The sequence below is a fragment of the Corallococcus sp. AB045 genome, assembly GCF_003668895.1.
Lineage (GTDB): Bacteria > Myxococcota > Myxococcia > Myxococcales > Myxococcaceae > Corallococcus > Corallococcus coralloides.
The window spans coordinates 1-16,107 of the sequence record NZ_RAWN01000042.1 but is presented as its reverse complement, the minus strand read 5'-3'; the positions used below and the strand labels follow the sequence as shown (position 1 = coordinate 16,107).

The 16,107-nt window shown below is 71.0% G+C and carries 12 protein-coding genes and 1 pseudogene; 7 read left to right on the top strand and 6 right to left on the bottom strand.

Features of this window, described 5'->3' with window-relative positions; all coding sequences use genetic code 11:
* Positions 1-45 precede the first annotated feature (45 nt).
* The gene (locus tag D7Y21_RS12750) at positions 46-1,008 is read left to right on the top strand and encodes a ParA family protein (RefSeq protein WP_120562449.1); all 963 of its coding nucleotides are present in this window, start codon (positions 46-48) and stop codon (positions 1,006-1,008) included.
* Between the two features lie 9 nt (positions 1,009-1,017).
* Positions 1,018-2,874, top strand: coding sequence for a hypothetical protein (locus D7Y21_RS42655; RefSeq protein ID WP_233612079.1), 1,857 nt, complete (start codon positions 1,018-1,020; stop codon positions 2,872-2,874).
* A 10-nt stretch (positions 2,875-2,884) separates the two neighbouring features.
* On the opposite strand, the gene D7Y21_RS12740 is transcribed toward D7Y21_RS42655, so the two are convergent.
* The 3 genes from D7Y21_RS12740 to D7Y21_RS12730 are packed head-to-tail and all read right to left on the bottom strand — an operon-like array spanning position 2,885 to position 6,768.
* Complete coding sequence (locus tag D7Y21_RS12740; protein WP_233612078.1) at positions 2,885-3,862, bottom strand: M48 family metallopeptidase; 978 nt, start codon at positions 3,860-3,862, stop codon at positions 2,885-2,887.
* Positions 3,862-4,425, bottom strand: coding sequence for an SH3 domain-containing protein (locus D7Y21_RS12735; protein ID WP_120562626.1), 564 nt, complete (start codon positions 4,423-4,425; stop codon positions 3,862-3,864). The genes D7Y21_RS12740 and D7Y21_RS12735 overlap by 1 nt, the downstream gene beginning before the upstream one ends.
* 27 nt (positions 4,426-4,452) lie before the next feature.
* The gene (locus D7Y21_RS12730) at positions 4,453-6,768 is read right to left on the bottom strand and encodes a CHASE2 domain-containing protein (protein WP_121713389.1); all 2,316 of its coding nucleotides are present in this window, start codon (positions 6,766-6,768) and stop codon (positions 4,453-4,455) included.
* 282 nt (positions 6,769-7,050) lie between these two features.
* Between D7Y21_RS12730 and D7Y21_RS12725 the strand changes: the two genes are divergently transcribed.
* From D7Y21_RS12725 to D7Y21_RS12715, 3 genes are all read left to right on the top strand, one after another.
* Positions 7,051-8,256 carry a hypothetical protein gene (locus D7Y21_RS12725; RefSeq protein ID WP_121713387.1) on the top strand — a complete coding sequence of 402 codons (1,206 nt, stop codon included), beginning with the start codon at positions 7,051-7,053 and terminating at the stop codon, positions 8,254-8,256.
* Positions 8,253-9,023, top strand: a complete 771-nt coding sequence (locus D7Y21_RS12720) for a ferritin-like domain-containing protein (RefSeq protein WP_121713385.1) — start codon at positions 8,253-8,255, stop codon at positions 9,021-9,023. The genes D7Y21_RS12725 and D7Y21_RS12720 overlap by 4 nt, the downstream gene beginning before the upstream one ends.
* 96 nt (positions 9,024-9,119) lie before the next feature.
* Positions 9,120-9,650: a TspO/MBR family protein gene (locus tag D7Y21_RS12715; RefSeq protein ID WP_121713428.1), complete on the top strand. Its 531-nt coding sequence runs from the start codon at positions 9,120-9,122 to the stop codon at positions 9,648-9,650.
* 24 nt (positions 9,651-9,674) lie between these two features.
* Here D7Y21_RS12715 and D7Y21_RS12710 read toward each other — a convergent pair whose 3' ends face one another.
* Together D7Y21_RS12710 and D7Y21_RS12705 are read right to left on the bottom strand one after the other, a co-directional pair.
* Complete coding sequence (locus D7Y21_RS12710; RefSeq protein ID WP_120562445.1) at positions 9,675-9,854, bottom strand: hypothetical protein; 180 nt, start codon at positions 9,852-9,854, stop codon at positions 9,675-9,677.
* 143 nt (positions 9,855-9,997) lie between these two features.
* Positions 9,998-11,941 (bottom strand): PAS domain S-box protein, encoded by a 1,944-nt coding sequence (locus D7Y21_RS12705; RefSeq protein ID WP_120562444.1) that lies wholly within the window; start codon positions 11,939-11,941, stop codon positions 9,998-10,000.
* A gap of 225 nt (positions 11,942-12,166) precedes the next feature.
* Between D7Y21_RS12705 and D7Y21_RS12700 the strand changes: the two genes are divergently transcribed.
* Complete coding sequence (locus D7Y21_RS12700; RefSeq protein ID WP_121713383.1) at positions 12,167-12,895, top strand: alpha/beta hydrolase; 729 nt, start codon at positions 12,167-12,169, stop codon at positions 12,893-12,895.
* Positions 12,896-12,907: 12 nt separating this feature from the next.
* On the opposite strand, the gene D7Y21_RS12695 is transcribed toward D7Y21_RS12700, so the two are convergent.
* The gene (locus D7Y21_RS12695) at positions 12,908-15,514 is read right to left on the bottom strand and encodes a M1 family aminopeptidase (protein ID WP_121713381.1); all 2,607 of its coding nucleotides are present in this window, start codon (positions 15,512-15,514) and stop codon (positions 12,908-12,910) included.
* A 144-nt stretch (positions 15,515-15,658) separates the two neighbouring features.
* Here D7Y21_RS12695 and D7Y21_RS12690 point away from each other — a divergent pair.
* Positions 15,659-16,107 (top strand): annotated as a pseudogene (locus D7Y21_RS12690) (J domain-containing protein); the annotation flags it as partial.

The window sequence follows — 16,107 nt, the reverse complement described above, 5'->3', positions numbered from 1 at the left end:
AGGTGCAACCCGCCCAGGCCTCACACGTCATCCGAAGGGTCGTTCATGGAAGCGCCGACGTACAGCTCGAAGCAGGTAGCCGAGATGCTCGGCGTGACTCCGAAGTCCATCCCCGCGGAGCTGCGCAAGGACGCCTACGGCCCGGAAGACGTGTGGGAGCTGCGCACGACGCTCAACAAGTTCCCGCCCACCGCGGGCCTGCGCAGACAGCTCTTCCTCAACTTCAAGGGCGGCACCGGCAAGACGTCCCTGTCCACGTCCTACGCGTGGCGCCTGGCGGAGCTGGGCTACGCCGTCCTCCTCATCGACCTGGACAGCCAGGGCCACGCCACCAAGTGCCTGGGCTACGAGGGCGAGGACTTCGAGAAGACGCTGCTGGACGTGCTCGTCCGCAAGACGCCGCTCGCGCAGGTGGTGCAGAAGTCCACCCTGCCCAACCTGGACTTCATCCCGTCCAACCTGAGCATGTCCACGGTGGACCTGGCGCTGATGCCCATGGCCGGCCGTGAGTTCAAGCTGCGCAACGCGCTCAAGGACGTGGAGGCGCAGTACGACTTCATCGTCTTCGACGCGCCGCCGTCCTTCGGCCTGCTCAACCTGAACGCGCTGATGGCCGCGAACGACCTGTTCGTGCCGGTGCTCGCGGACTTCCTGTCCTTCCACGGCCTCAAGCTGCTGTTCGAAACGGTGCAGAGCCTGGAGGAGGACCTGAACCACGTGCTGGACCACGTGTTCATCGTGGTGAACTCCTTCAACGCCACCTTCAAGCTGGCGAAGGAGGCGCTGGAGGCGCTCCAGACGCACTACCCCGAGTACCTGCTGCCCACCATCATCCGGCAGTGCACCAAGTTCGCGCAGGCCTCCAGCGAGGGCCGCCCGGTGTTCGTGGCGGACCCCACGTCCAAGGGCGCCAACGACATCCAGGCCATGCTGGACAACGTGCTGCCTCGCCTGGTGGCCGCGCACGCCGCGGCGGTGAAGGCCGGCACCGCGACGAAAGCCGGCTGAGATTTCCCCATGAAGAAAGCCTTCGAACAGAACGTGTCCCGCGCGAAGCCGCGCCTCCGCCTGGGGGCGCTGACGGGTGCCCTCGACCCGGCCGACCCCACGGGGACCGCCGCCGCCACGCCGGAGCCCGCCGCGCCGGAAGCGACTGCGCCCGTCGCGGAGTCGCCGGACCTGTCCTCCGAGGTGCGCTCGCGCATCGAACGCCGCGCCGGCCCGCGCCCCACCGCCGCCGAGGCGATGGAGGCCGCGCTGAACGCCCCGCCCAGGCACACCGCGCCGCCCCAGGCCGCGCAGGGGCTGCCGGCGGTGACGGCGCCCTCGTTCTCGCCGGTGTCCCACGCGCTGTCCGCGCTGGTGTCCCCGGAGGCGCGCCGCGAGGAGGAAGAGGCTCCGCCCGCGCCGTGGCTGGACGCTGACTCGCAGGAGACCGCGCCCGGCTGGACCGTGGCGCAGGAGTCCGCGCCCGAGGAGTCCGTCTGGGACGCGGACGCGGTGTCGCCGGTGTCGCACCGCGAGGTGGCGGAGGCCGTCGCCGCGTCCGCGTGGAACGTGTCCGTCGCGCAGCAGCGGGAGGCCGCGGTGGAGGCCTTCGGCCAGGAGCCCCTGGGCGCCGAGCCGACGCCCACGCACGTGGAGCCGCCCCCGCCCGCCGCCGCGCGCTGGGATGCGCTGACGGCGCGTCCGGAAGCCGCCACGCACGTGGACGCGACGCGCGTGGCGCCCCTGGCCCACTCCGTGACGCACACCGAGGCGCTGCGCGGCGAAGTGACCCGCCTGGAGCCGCAGGCCGCGACGCACGGGGGAGCCGCCTCCGCGCCGGTGCCTCCCCAGGCTGATGCCCGCGCGCCTGTCGCGAACATGGCGCCGCACGCCGAAGCCGCTCGCGCGCCCGTCGCGGGCCCGGCTGTGTACGCCGAAGCCCCTCGCGCCGACACTCGGGGCGCGCCGGTCACGTTCGCCTCGCCGCCCCCGGTGATGGCGCAGGCGGAAGCCCCCCGGGGCGCCCCGGTCACCTTCGCGGGCCCGCCTCCCGGAGTACAGTTCGATGGACGGATGGGCGTTCAGGCCCTCCGCATGCCTTCCGAGGCCGAGCCCATGACGACGTACGCTGCCGTCCAGGCCTCCACCGTCACCACCACCGAGACGGTGGCCCGACATGAAGCCGCGCCCGCCCCCGTCGAGGTGCAGACGCCCGCGCCTCCCCGCGAGGACGACTCCGAATCCCGCCGTGAGAAGCTCAAGGCCCGCCTCAAGGCCGTGCGCGAGAACCCGCGCCCGGAGCCGCTGCCCGCCACCGTCGCGGAAGCCGGCCAGCGCGCCGTGGAGCGCATCACCCACCTCCAGGCGGAGCTCACCAAGGTCAAGGCGGCCAACCTCACGCTCACCCAGGACCTCGAGGTCGCCCGCCGTCAGGCGGAGAAGGCCACCGAGGAGGCCCGCCTGCGCATGGACGAGGCCCGCCGCCTGTCCGCGGAGATGGAGGGCCGCGTGAAGCTGCTCGCCGACCTGGAGCGCGAGCTGGCCTCCCTGGAAGGCGAGCGCGACGAAGCGCTCCTGTCCCTCCAGGAGTCCCGTCAGGCCCTCCAGGCCGCGGCGAAGGAGCACGAAGCGCTGGAGCAGGTCGTCACGAAGGGCAAGCTGGCCCTGGCCGACAGCCTGGCGGAAGAGGAGCGCCTCGCCGTGGAGCTGGAGGGCGCCAAGGACGAGTCCTCCTCCCTGCGCCGCGCAGTGGAGACGCTCCAGGGCGAGCGCGACGTGCTGGCCCAGCAGGTCGCGTCCCTCACCGCCGAGCGCGCCGAGCTGCTGGAGGCGCGCAAGGCCCTGGAGTCCGTGCACCGCGCCTTGAGCCAGGCCACGGTGCGCTGAAGGCCTTCGCCTACTTCGCGTCCTTCGCCACGCCCGTGGGCTTCTTCCCGGGCCCCACGGTGGCGGTGAAGGACGCGGGCAGGGCAGGGCGCTGGAGCGACGCGACGTCCACCCGCGCGAGCGGATCCGCGTTCTCCCGCCGCCCCTGGAGCAGGTCGGCGATCCGCTCCTGGCGCTCCTCCTTCTTCGGGTGGTTCTCCCAGAAGCCGCCGCCCCCGGACGTCCGCTCGAGCAGCCGCGAGAACTCCCTGGGGTCGTAGCCCGCGGACAGCAGCAGCTCCACCGCGAGCGTGTCCGCCGCCAGCTCCTCGTCCTTGCGGTTGCCCTTGCCGAAGGCGTCCACGGTCCCTTCGACCATCTCCCCCATCAGCCCCGTGTCCGAGTCCAGGTCCAGCCGGCCGTCCAGCTGGCTCGCGCTCTTCAGCTTCGACACCACGGCGCCCGTCACCGCGGCGCCCTTGCACGTGCTCACCTTCACGGAGACGTACTGGTGCAGCGCGTGCTTGAGCACGACGTGGGCAATCTCATGCGCCAGCACGCCCGCGAGCTGCGCCTCGTTCTCCACGCCCTGGAGCAGCCCGTGCGTGACGAACACGTAGCCCGCGGGCGCGGACAGGGCGTTGAAGCGCTTCGTGTCCTTGAGCACGCCGAACGTCCAGCGCAGCTCCGGCCGGGGGGACTGCATCGCCAGGTTGCGGCCCACCGTGTTGACGTAGGTGTTCAGCCGCTCCTCCGACGCGCCCGACAGCATCAGCCCGCCGCCCTGCTGCGCCCAGTGGATGGCCAGCGCGCTGCCCAGCGCGTACTCCTCCTGGATGGCTGGCTCCACCTTCAGCTTGTCGCAGGACTCCATCTTCTCCGCCGCGGCCGCCACCCGGTTCGCGTCCTCGCCCAGGTTCGCGGCCCTCAGGCCCTTCGCCATCTGGGCACAGGACGTGAGGCACAGCCCCAGGCCCGCCACCGCCAGCATCCCCATGCGCGAGCGCATCACTTCACCGCCTTCTTCGCCTGGGGACCCAGCTTCGTGTTGGGCGCCACCACCGGGAACAGCCCGGCCTGCTTCACGTGCGCGTCGATCTCCACGGGCGTGACCTTGAGGGCCAGGGCCTCCAGCGCCTTGATTTGCGACACCGCGACCGCGTAGTCGCCGCCCTTCTCCTTGCCGTACTTCTCCGCGCCGGGGCTCAGCGCCTTTACCGCCGCGCCGCTGGACACGAAGGCGGCAGGGTCGATGGTGCGCGTCTTGCCGTCCTTGGACACCAGCTCCATGTCGGGCGGCTTCGTGGACAGGTTCGTCTGGAACACGTAGCCGGCCTTGCCTCCGGGCTCCGTCACCTGGTGCCACTGCGCGTTCTTCGGGTCCGCGCCCTTCCACGTCACCTGCTGCCCGGGTTGGAGCACCGCCACCACGTCCGCCGTGGGCACCGCGCTCTTGAGGACGCGCGTGTTGCGCGCCTTCACGTAGAGCTTCTCGTCCTTCTTCACCGCCCACGCGGCCGTCGCCGGCAGCCCCAGCGCCAGCAGCACGATGCCCCAGGTCCATCGTCTCATCGTCATCCTCCCCACCCTGATACGCCGTCACTTCTCCAGATTCGCGACACCATCGAACTTCTCCGGAGGCGTCTCCATGTATTCGCGGCAGCGCTCCAGCAGCTTCGCCGTGGGCCCGTCCTCCGGCGACCGAGCGGCCTCCGCCTCCAGCACCGCCGCGGCCTCCGCGAAGCGGGCCTCGCGGTACAGCCCCAGGGCCTCGTGGTAGCGCGCCACCGTGTGCTGGGTGGACGCGTCCAGCTGTCCCTTGAGCGCGAGCAGCTCGTACACCGTGACGGCCTCCGTCTTGCCCGCCACCCGCACCCGGTCCAGCTCGCGCACCTCGATGTGCTCGCGCGCCAGTTCGTACGTGCGCGGGCCAATCATGATGACCGACCCGTAGGCCTTGTTCGCGCCCTCCAGGCGCGCGGCCAGGTTCATGCCGTCGCCAATGGCCGTGTAGCTGAAGAGCTGGTCGCTGCCGAAGTTGCCCACGAAGTTCACCGCGCTGTTCACGCCGATGCGCGTGTACACGTCCGGGAACCCCTTCTCGCTGAAGTCCACGCGCAGCGCCTCCACCGCCGCCTTCGCCGCCAGGGCGCCCCGGCACGCGCGCACGGCGTGGTCCTCCTGGGCCATGGGCGCGCCGAAGAGGCACACCACCGCGTCGCCGATGTACTTGTCCAGGCACCCGCCCTCGCGCAGCAGCGCCCCGCTCACCGTCGTGAGGTACGTGTTGAGGATGCGCACCAGCTGGCGCGGGTCCTCCTTGAAGCGCTCGCTGAAGGTGGAGAAGCCGCGGATGTCGCTGAAGAACGCGGTGATCTCCTTGTTCTCCCCATCCAGGCGCGGCAGTTGCCGCGAGCGGATCATCTGCTCCACCAGCTTCGGCTCCATGAAGCGGTTGAACGCCTGCCGGATGAACTGCGTCTCGCGGTTGGCCACCAGGTGGTTGAACGCCAGCGCCGCCACGCTCGCGCCCACGCCCGCCAGCGCGGGCATCGCCATCAGCACGTGCGTGTGCGCCGTCTTGAGCAGCATGCCGGTGAGCACGTGCAGTCCCACCACCAGCGCCACCGGCCAGGCCACCTCCAGCGGCGTCCAGCGCGCCGTCATGAGGAGCACCGCGGACAGCAGGGCCACGAAGAACGTCAGGCCCAGGTCCACGACCAGGGGCGTGCGGGTGATGAACGTTCCCGACAGCAGTGTGTCCACCACCGTGGCCTGCTTCACCAGACCAGGCTGCGTGGAGGAGAAGGGCGTGGCCTTGATGTCGTTGAGGCCCACCGACGTGCCGCCGATGACGACAACCTTGTCCTGGAAGGTGTCCGCGGGCAGCTCCAGGTCTTCGCCCCTGGAGCGGTGGATCCAATCTTTCAGCACCCGGATGAGGGGCACCGGCGGGAAGCGCTCGTCCAGCGGGCCTCCGTAGTCCAGCGCGGCGAAGCCGTCCGGGTCCACGTGCCACGTGCGCTCGCCAATGCGGAGGGTGCGGCCGGAGAACGTGACCTCCTTCGCACCCAGCAGGTCCGCCATCATGCGCACCGGCAGCGTCACGTAGGTGTTGGTGCCGTCCGTGTACGCGAAGCGCGTGCGGCGGATGGAGCCGTCCCCGTCCGCCTCCGTTTCCACCAGGCCGAACCCGTTCACCGCGCCCACCAGCGCGGACGTCGGAGGCACCGGGTAGCGCTCTGGCGGAAGCGCGGGCAACGGATCTCCATCTGTCCGGCTCGCGGGGAAGGCGAGCGCCCGCGCCAGGGCCTCGGGCGCCAGCACGGGCGTGGCCGGGGTTGGTGCGTCCTCGAACTCCTCGGGGAAGGAGTCGTCCTCCGGAGGGCTGGCGGGAGCAGCCTCTGGAGCGGTCAGCGGCACGGGGGCCGAGAAGTCCGCGCGAGCGAGCGGCTCCGCCGTGCCGCTGCTCGCCATGCCCAGGTAGAAGGGGAGGCCGGTCTCACGCAGCACCTGCGCGAAGCCAAGGTCGGCGGACTCGTCGGCCGTCCGCTCGTCCATCACCGCGTCGAACAGCACGGCCCTGGCTCCCGCGGCCTTCAGCTCCTGCGCGATGCGCGCCCACAGCGTGCGCGTGTACGGCCAGTTGCCGAAGTTGATCTGAAGCTGCGAGTTCTTGCTGATGGCATCGATGGTGCTCTGGTCGATGGCCACCACGACCACCTGCTTCGATTCTTTCCGGCCGCCAGTGAACCGGACCAGGGCCTCGTCGTAGGCGATGTGCTCCGTGCTCTCGAGGACCTCCGCCCACTCGCACGCCCACGCGGCGAGTGTGGCCATCAGCGCGATCCCCATCATCACGCGTCCGTGATGGCGCCAGCGCTCCTGGATCATCTTCCACGTCTCACCCGCCACGGCCCCTCCCCACGAGGTCGACGGCGCGACGCTACTCCGGGAAGCGGTCCCCAGGCACGCGGGAGGGCCGATACAACGGGTCCTTCAGCCAGGAGGAGCCGGAGAGGCCCGTGAAGCAGTCGGCCCTGCGAGCCGTCGCAGCCCCTGGCGTCCGCCGGCCGACGCCTGCACGTCTGTTGCCGTTGGATGAAGGCCCCCAACCTTCATGCCCATGGGACCCGAGGCGGTGAAGCCCACCGCCCGCGTTTCAATGCCCTGTCCCTGCCCTGAAGGAGTCACCCCGTGGCCCTGGACCTGTTCAAAGAAAAAGGCGTCCCCGTGGAGCGCCAGTCCTTCACCTGGAAGGACCTCGTGCGGCGGCCCTACAGCAAGATGGACGACGACGCGTTCACCCGGACGCGTGTCATCCTGATGAACGGCATCGAAGCGGATGCCCTGCGCATGAAGCACATCTTCGCGCGGCTCAGCCTGGAGCTGCGTCCGCACCTGGCGCTGGTGCGCCGCGCGGAGCACCACCAGCAGACGCTGGTGAACTGGCTCACGCCGCCGGACCAGAAGGTCATCGAAACCACGCTCGGCTTCGAGCAGCTCGCCATTGAAGTCACGGCCAGCGTGGCCATCCACGAGCCCGACCCCTATCTGGCCCAGACGTACCGGTTCGGGATGCTGGAGGACTTCGACCACCTGTACCGCTACTCCGCGCTCTATGACCGGCTGGAGGGCCAGGACCCCAACAACATCACCCAGTCCTATACGGACATCATCCCGGGCCGCCCCACGGCCGTGGAGCACCGCCATCCGCTGGATGACCTGCGCCGCCCGTATGACCGCAAGGCCGCGGATCCGCTGTCCAAGCTGCACGCGATGACCATCACCGCGGCCGAGTTCCAGACGCACGACTACTACATGACCGTGGGCCCCACGTTCGCGGACCCCGTCGCGCGGCAGCTCTACGCGGAGATCGCCTCCATCGAGGAGCAGCACGTCACCCAGTACGGCTCGCTGATGGACCCCGGCGAGTCCCTGCTGGAGAAGTGGATGCTCCACGAGGCCATGGAGGTCTACAACTACTCCTCGTGCCTCGCGTACGAAACGAACCCGCGCATCAAGGAGGTGTGGCAGCGGTTCGTGGACTACGAGCTGGGACACCTCCACTACGTGATGGAGCTGTTCAAGAGCATGGAGCAGCGTGACCCCGCGGAGGTGCTGCCCCGCACGCTGCCGGAGCCCATCGCGTTCAAGGAGCACCGCGAGTTCGTGCGCAAGGTCCTCTCTCAGGAGGTGGACATGCGCTCCGACGGCACCGAGTACGTGGACAAGTCGCAGCTGCCGCCGGGTCACCGCACGCTCGTGTACCAGTCCCAGCTGAACTCGGAAGGGTCGCCCTCGGAGACGGCGGCGGCTGGATACAAATGGAGGCCGGGCACGGAGCTCGCCGCGAAGGCGGAGCGCATGGGCTCGGTGCTCGAGGGGAGGAGGCTGCAATGAGCAAGGAAAACATCGCCAACGTCGGCGCGAACCGCACCGGCATCAAGACGTCGCCCATCGACAGCAAGGACATCATCGCCCAGGCGCGGAAGGCCGAGCCCAGCAGCCCGGGCGACGCGCAGGCCATCGCGGAGGTGCGCAAGCAATACACACGCGAAGCCGCGGACGGCCTGGGCAGCGTGCCACCGCCCGCGAGCCTCAAGGGCATGGCGAAGACCGCGGTGGACATGCTCAAGGGCGGCAAGCCCACCGTGCTCATCGACAAGCTGGGGGAGCGGCTCGCCTTCGAGCGCAGCGGCGTCCGGCTCTACGAGGGCGCGCTCTCCAAGCTGGAGGTCTTCGGCAGCTGGGAGGGCGGACCGTCGCGGGAGCTGCTCACGAAGATCCTCGAGGACGAGCTCAGCCACTTCGCGCTCCTGATGGAGGCCATGGAGAAGCTGGGCGCGGACCCCACGGCGATGACGCCGTCGGCGGACCTCACCTCGGTCATCTCCATGGGCGTGCCCGCGGCCATCTCCGACGCGCGCACCAACCTGCGGCAGGCCATGCAGGCGCTGCTGGTGGCGGAGCTGACGGACAACGCGAGCTGGGAGCTGCTCATCGACCTGGCGCGCGGCCTGGGCCATGACTCGCTCGCGGACCGCTTCACGCTGGCGCTCGACGCGGAGGCCGAGCACCTGGCGCTGGTGAAGGGCTGGCTGGCGGCGGGCGTGGCCACGGAGGCGCGCGCGTCCATGGACTCCGCGGCCGTCCCCGCGCAGCCCTGAGGACAGCCGGGCAGGCAGGCGGACATGGCAGGCCGTTGTGCGAGGACACAGCTTGTGGGCTCGCACGACGGCTTCGTCACGTCCGGGAGGAACGACATGCAGCTCAGCGAGCTGGGAGGCTCCGAGGGCCTGGAACACAACGCCACGCTCAACCGTGAATCGCTGGTGGCGCTGGGGGCCTTCAGCGCGCTCACCGCGGGCGCGGTCTTGCTCAACGCGCGCAGCACCCGCGAGGCCGTGGAGGGCCGCTGGTACAAGCACTTGAAGAAGCCGCCCTACCAGCCGCCGCGGCAGGCCTTCGGGCCGGTGTGGACGGCGCTCTACGGGCTCATCGCCGTCTCCGGCTGGCGCATCTGGGGCTCACCCGCGGGAGCGGAGCGCTCGCGCGCGCTGGGCCTGTGGTTCATGCAGCTGGGGCTCAACGCCGCGTGGTCCCACCTGTTCTTCCGCAAGCGCCAGCTCAAGGCCGCGGCGGTGGAGAACTGGGCCCTCTTGGGCAGCATCGCGGCGTATACCGCCGCCGCCAGCCGCGTGGACCGCAAGGCGCCGTGGTTCATGGCCCCGTATCTGGGCTGGGTGTCCTTCGCCAACGTGCTGTCGACCGACATCGCCCGGCGCAATGCCTGACGCCGGGCGCTCTCTCCTCGCGCGTCAGTTGCGCATGCGCGAGGGGCGGGCCGCGTTGAAGGCCAGCACGGCGGCGAAGTAGCGCGCCTGGTCCTCCGAGGTGCAGCGCACCTCCTGGATGCGTCCGCCGACCTTCACCCGGACAATCCACCCCTCGTTGTCCTGGCTGACAGGGGACTCGCTCGTCATCGTCATGTTTTCCATGGGTCTTCTCCCTCCCGTGCGCCCCTATGAGCAGGGGGCGTGCCAGGGCTGGGAAGCGTGGGATTCCAGCCCCTTGCATGCAGCCTTCGTCCGGGGCGGAGAGGCGGGGCTGAAGTTCTTTCAGGCAGGGGGCGATCGCGGCTTCAGTGGAAGTGGCGATCAGGCCACACCTGCGGGAGGGCGGGCCGCACGGAGGCGAGTGTCGGCAGCGCGACGTAGAAGGTGGACCCCCGGCCCGGAACGCTCTCCACCCAGATGCGGCCGCCGTGGCGCTCCACGATGTCGCGGCTGATGTAGAGGCCCAGGCCCAGTCCGCCGTAGGAGCGGGTGGATGCGTTGCGCGCGCGGAAGTAGCGGTCGAAGAGTTGCTGCTGCTGGTCCTCCGGGATGCCGATGCCCGGGTCCGTCACGGACAGCACCGCGACGTCGTCCGTCTGGGACAGCCGCACGCGGATGGTGCCGCCGTCCGGGCTGTACTTGAGCGCGTTCTCCAGCAGGTTGGAGACGACCTGCTCCAGCCGGAACGTGTCGCCGTGGACGGAGATGGGCTCTCGGGGGGATTCGAAGTCGAAGGTGTGGTTGCCCTTCTGGCCTTCCATGCCGGCGAGCGTTTGCTCCACCAGCAGGTCGAAGCGGGTGGCCTCCGGATGCAGGGCCAGCCGGCCGGCCTCGATGCGCGAGGCGTCCAGCAGGTCGTTGATGAGGCCGGTGAGGCGCGTGAGCTGGTGGCGTGCGTGGCGCAGCACGCTGGGGTCCAGGTTCTCGCCGCGCTCCAGGCGGCGCTCCAGCGTGGCCAGGCGCAGGCTCAGGGGCGTCAGCGGCGTCTTCAATTCGTGGCTCGCGATGGAGAGGAAGTCGTCGCGCACGCGGACGGCCTCCTGGGCCTCGCGGTACAGGTGCGCGCGCTCTTCTTCCGCGCGCCTGCGCTCGGTGATGTCCTCGATGAGGACACCCACGCCCAGGACGCGGCCGTCGGGGGTGCGCACGGGATAGAAGCTGCCCCGGAAGCAGCGCCGGGGGCCGGGGACGCCCAGGTCCTCGTCGGAGGTGGTCTCCTGGCCCACCATGGGCTCACCGGTGCGCAGCACGTAGCGGGGTCCCTGCTCCGCGATGGCGCCCGGCTCTCCGAGCAGCTCCGGCAGCGTGTGGCCCGGGTGGTCCTCCGCCGGGATGCCGTTGATGCGCGCGAGCGTTTCGTTGACGCGCACGTAGCGCAGGTTCGTGTCCAGGAAGCCGATGCCCACCGGCGCGCTGCGCACGAGCAGGTCCAGCTGGGCCATGTTCTCCTCGCGCTCGGCCTCCACACGGCGGCGCTCGGTGATGTCCTCCACGATGCCGACGCCGCCCTCCACGCTGCCGTCCTCGGCGTAGCAGGGGGCGAAGCGTACGCGCACGGGCGTCACCTTGCCGGTGGTGAGCGAGCGGTAGTCGCCTTCGTAGTCGCAGGGGCGGCCGGCCAGTGACTCGCGCACGCAGGTCATGATGCGCTCGTCGCGCAGCGTGAGGAGGTGCAGGCCCACCAGGTTGCGCTTCGACGTGCCGATGAGGCTCGAGAAGAGGTCATTGCACGCGGTGATGACGGGGTTGCGGTCAAAGTGGAAGATGCCCAGGGGCGCGTTCTCCACGAGCAGCCGGTAGAGCCGGTCCACCGTCTCCTGATGCGAGGCCGCGCCGGGGCCGCCGGGGATGTGCTCCACCGGCTCCTCCAGCGAGTCGATGACCTCGTGCATCCGGCGCAGCGTGAAGACGATGCGCTCATCTCCGTCCAGGCCGGTGGCGCCCACGGTGACTTCCACCTGCAGCTCCACGCCGTCCCGCCGCCGGGCGAAGACGCGCGTGGGCCGCCCGCCGAGCGCCTTGCGGCGCGACAGCAGGTAGCGCGGCAGGCTGAGGCCGTGGAAGTGGTGCAGGCGAGGCGGGAAGAGGTCGGTGATGGGCCTGCCCACGAGCTGCTCGCGGTCCCAGCCCAGCAGCCGCTCCGTCGCCGCGTTGACGTGCAGGATGAACTCATCCGGGCCGCACGCGATGATGGGGTCCACCGCGGCGTCCAAGATGGCTTCCAGCTCCCGTGCGGCTCCTCCGGCCATGCTTCGCTCCTGGTGGGAACCGGCACGCGTCTTTTTCCGCCGCGTGGCCGGCCCTGCCGGGAGGTGGGGTCTCCCCGGCGTTGGCGGGCGCGCGTCTTGGCGCCCGTGCGCGTTCCCTTTGACTACAGGTACACACTGTGGGCCGGAGCGGCGCGGTGAAGCCGGAGGGCAGGACGCTGACAGCGCCCCTGGAGGCCGGGCGAGCGGGCGGGTACAGGAGAGAGCATGCGCGAATCCCGGACCGCCGCCGTGCTGCTCGCCGTGTCATTGCTGGGGATGGGCTGTGCCGGCACCCGGGGTGCGCCACCGACGGTGCCGAGCCCGCTCGTCTACAAGAGCGAGGCGGTGGGCGCTCCGAAGCCCGAGGCGCTGCTCGTGGCGCTGCACTTCTCCGGTTCCACGCCCGCGTTCTGGGATGAGCCCATCCAGTCGCTGGGCATCCCGGTGCGCACGCTGCTGCCCCAGGGCCCGAGGCCTCGCCGCGACGGCTTCACGTGGTTCCAGGCCGACCACGAGGAGAAGACGTGGGAGGGGAAGACGGAGGACGTGGAGCGCATGGCGGAGCGGCTCGCGGAGTTGATCCGCGAGGTCCGGGCGGCGCACCCGGAGCTCCGCCGCGTCGTGGTGACGGGGTTCTCCTACGGGGGAGACCTGGCATGGATGCTGGCCATCCGGCACCCGGAGCTGGTGGACGCGGCGGTGCCCATGGGGACGCGGCTGCTGGGTGACCCGGGACAGGAGCCGCCTGTGTCGCGGAAGGTGCTGGTGCTCCAGGGCGAGCAGGACGCCATCATCCCCGTACAACACACGCGCGAGCGGGTTGAGGCGCTGAAGGGCCGGGGCGTCCCCATCGACGTGAGGACCTACCCGGACCTGGGCCACGACGTGTCGCCCGCGTTGCTCGAGGACTGGCGCGCGTTCCTGCGCCAGTCGTTGCGGGGGCGGGCCGACTGAAGTCGTGGCTGCCTAGCGTCGGCGCTTGGGCTGCGTCCGGCCGCGCTTCGCCGCTTGCTTGCGCACGGGCTTCCGCGCGGGGGCAGCCGGCTGCGCGTTGAGCGTGAGCGTCTCCAGCTTCTCGCGCAGGGTGCGTGTCTCCTGCTTGAGCGCGTCCAGTTCCTCGCGCAGCGACGCGACTTCACGGGCCTGGGGCGCGCCTTCGCGCAGGGCGCGCACGGCTTCGCGGGCATAGCGGCGTGTGCGCGGGTCGCTGAAGGTCGTGCCCTCCAGCGCGGGCAGCAGGCGGCGGTCGCCCAGCGTGGAGGCCGCGTCGCAGACCGCCAGTTGCACGCGGAACTGCGGGTCACGCAATAGCTGCGCGAACAGGTCCACCGCTTCGCGCTTGCGGTTCGCCACCTCCGCCAGCTTCGCCACGGTGCTCACGGCCGCGCGGCGCAGGAACGCGGGCTGGCCGTACGCGGTGCGTGCCACGGCCACCGGGAACGCGGCGGGGTCCTGCGTCTCCGCGAGCCCGTCCATCGCGCCCGCGCCAATGACATCCTGGAACGACGGCCTCGCGGCGGCGGCCTCCAGCAGGGGCAGCGCATCTGGCGCGCGCACGCGTCCGAGTGCCCGAGCGGCCTCCGCCTCCACGAAGTAGCTGGCGTCTCCGGCCTTCAGCAGCGCGCGCAGGCTCCCGGCCGCCTCCACGTCGTGGCGGAACTCGCCCAGCGCGGCGACGACGGCGCGGCGCACGCGCGGGTGCTCGGTGGCGACCGCGTCCAACAGCAGCGCGCGGGCCTCCGGCGTGCGGATGCGGCCCAGCGCCTTCGCGCACGCGGCGCGGGTGGCCCAGAACCGCTTCGCGTCCTTCAGCGCGCGGCCCAGCGCCTCCACCGACCGCAGGCCTCCGTCCTTCCCCAGCGCGTGCGCGGCCTCTGTGCGCGCGCGGGCCTCCGGGGCATTCGCCAGCTCCTCGCGCCACAGCCCCACGGCCTTGTCCACGTCCAGCGTGCCCAGCACGTCGCGGCGCGGATCCACGCGCACCTGCGTGGGCGCGGCGGGGCAGGGCAGGTGGAAGCGGTGCTCCGCGTCCGTGAGCTCCAACCGGTGGCGCGTGTCCTCGCCGTTCACCATGACGGCCACCTCCAGCGGGAGGCGGAAGACAGGCGTGCCCGAGTCCGTGCGCTGCGTCTGGCGCACGGTGATGCGCAGGCGCGCGTCGTCCGCCTCGTAGCGGACCTCCACCTTCAGCTCCGGGTGGCCGGGGGAGAAGACGTACTGGTCGAAGACGGGGTCCAGGTTGTGGCCGGTGGCCTCCTCGAAGGCGCGCGCCAGGTCCACCGTCTCCACCACGCCGTGGCGGTGGGACGCGACGTAGTGGCGCAGGGCGCGCACGAAGAGGTCATCCCCCACGCGGCGGCGCAGCTCGTGGAGCACCAGTCCGCCCTTCTCGTAGAGGTGGCGGTCGAACAGGTCCATGGGCGCCTGGAACTTCCGGGCGACGATGGGGCGCGCGTAACGCTCGCGCGTCTCGGAGAGATAGGCCTCCAGGTCGAGCGCCCGGTGGTGGTCGGCCTCGTCCCGGGTGTCGCCGCGCTCCTTCCAGAGCACCTCGAAGTAGGTGGCGAAGCCCTCGTTGAGCCAGCCGTGGGGCCAGTCGCGGCAGGTGAGCAGGTCGCCGAACCACTGGTGCGCCAGCTCGTGGGAGATGAGCGGCTCGGCGTTGTAGTCCAGGTGCGCCCGCGCGTCGTGCAGCACGGTGTCCACCAGCGTGGTGGCGGTGGTGTGCTCCATGCCGCCGAGGATGAACTCCGTGACGAACACCTGCGCGTAGCCGCTCCACGGGTAGGGCTCACCGGTGATGGATTCGTACGCGGCAATCATCCCTGGCGTGCGCGCCACGCACCGGAGCGCGTCCTCGCGGCGACCCTTGGGGAACAGGTAGCGCAGCGGCGTGGTGCCGGCGGTGTCGGTGGCCTCGTCGAACTCGCCCACCACCAGCGTGACGAGGTAGGGCGCGTGCGGCTGTGCCATGCGGTGGTGCTGGGTGCGCCGCTCGCCGGTGGTGACGTCGCTGACGAGCACGCCGTTGGACAGCGACGTCATGTTCGCCGGGAAGGTGGCGATGACCTCCGACGTGGCCTTCTGCGCGGGCGTGTCCAGGCAGGGGAACCAGCATCTCGCGTCGATGTCCTGGCCCTGCGTCCACGCCTGGAGCGGACGGTCGGGGTAGCCCGCGTCGGGGCCCCAGAAGTAGAGGCCGCGGCGGGGGCGGGCGCGGTAGGTGAGCGCGATGTCGCACGCCTGGCCCGCGTCGAGCGCGCGAGGCAGCTCCACGCGCACGTGCGCGCCGGAGTTGGAGAAGGGGACGGAGCGGCCGTCGACGCGAGCCTCGGTGACGTCCAGGTCCACGGCGTCGAAGGTGACGGTGGACACGGTGCGGACGGCGGACACGCGGGTGGTGCAGGTGCCGGCCAGGGCGCGCTGGGCGAAGTCCAGGTCCAGCTCGATGCGCACGTGCTCGGCGCGCACGGGCCGGGGCGCGGCGTAGTGCTCGGTGGCGCCGGGGAGGCTGAACGGATGCGGGTCGGAGGACCCGGCGGCGGCGTGGGCGTGGCGGTGGCAGCAGCGCATAGGGGAAGGTGACTCTTCCGCAAGCCCGCCCCGGGGTCGAGCCGCTTTGAACCGGGTCTTGTCTGAATTCCTGGAGACGGACCCGGCAGGTTGGGAGGGGAACGGATGGGGCCGGGGGCGTGAAGGCCCTAAGATGGGAGGACCGTGCAGGCCGTTCTCTACTTCTCCGACAAGCAGGTCCGCGAGAAGCTCTTCTCGTTCGTGGACGCGGCGCAGGGGCTGCTGCTGGTGGCGGGAGTGCGCCACGGCGCGGCGATGACGCGTCCACCGCAGGCGCGCGAGCCCTTCGCGGCGCTGGAGGACCTGTTCGGGCACGTGCTGGCGCAGGTCATCGTGGCGGATGAAGGCACCACGGAAGGCATGTGGCGGGATCCGCTGGGGGACCTGGGCGACCGGCTCTACCCGGACGACAAGAAGCGCGCGTACGCGGCGGCCACGGGCTACGTGCTGCTGGAGGGCGGCAAGCCGCGCGCGGTGGTGCGCAAGCACGCCAGTCCCGCTGAAGACCTGTGGTTCCTCCAGGAGGCCCTGAGCCGCCTGTCTCAGAGCATCCCCGCGCCCGACCCGGAGAAGCGCCCCGGCCACCGCCGCCC

What these genes read in the sequence shown, in the direction of transcription:
- D7Y21_RS12695 (WP_121713381.1), bottom strand. Translation starts at nt 15,514, where the DNA reads ATGCGCTGCTGCCACCGCCACGCCCACGCCGCCGCCGGGTCCTCCGAC.
- D7Y21_RS12735 (WP_120562626.1), bottom strand. Translation starts at nt 4,425, where the DNA reads ATGAGACGATGGACCTGGGGCATCGTGCTGCTGGCGCTGGGGCTGCCG.
- D7Y21_RS12715 (WP_121713428.1), top strand. Translation starts at nt 9,120, where the DNA reads ATGCAGCTCAGCGAGCTGGGAGGCTCCGAGGGCCTGGAACACAACGCC.
- D7Y21_RS12720 (WP_121713385.1), top strand. Translation starts at nt 8,253, where the DNA reads ATGAGCAAGGAAAACATCGCCAACGTCGGCGCGAACCGCACCGGCATC.
- D7Y21_RS12705 (WP_120562444.1), bottom strand. Translation starts at nt 11,941, where the DNA reads ATGGCCGGAGGAGCCGCACGGGAGCTGGAAGCCATCTTGGACGCCGCG.
- D7Y21_RS12750 (WP_120562449.1), top strand. Translation starts at nt 46, where the DNA reads ATGGAAGCGCCGACGTACAGCTCGAAGCAGGTAGCCGAGATGCTCGGC.
- D7Y21_RS12740 (WP_233612078.1), bottom strand. Translation starts at nt 3,862, where the DNA reads ATGCGCTCGCGCATGGGGATGCTGGCGGTGGCGGGCCTGGGGCTGTGC.
- D7Y21_RS12710 (WP_120562445.1), bottom strand. Translation starts at nt 9,854, where the DNA reads ATGGAAAACATGACGATGACGAGCGAGTCCCCTGTCAGCCAGGACAAC.
- D7Y21_RS42655 (WP_233612079.1), top strand. Translation starts at nt 1,018, where the DNA reads ATGAAGAAAGCCTTCGAACAGAACGTGTCCCGCGCGAAGCCGCGCCTC.
- D7Y21_RS12700 (WP_121713383.1), top strand. Translation starts at nt 12,167, where the DNA reads ATGCGCGAATCCCGGACCGCCGCCGTGCTGCTCGCCGTGTCATTGCTG.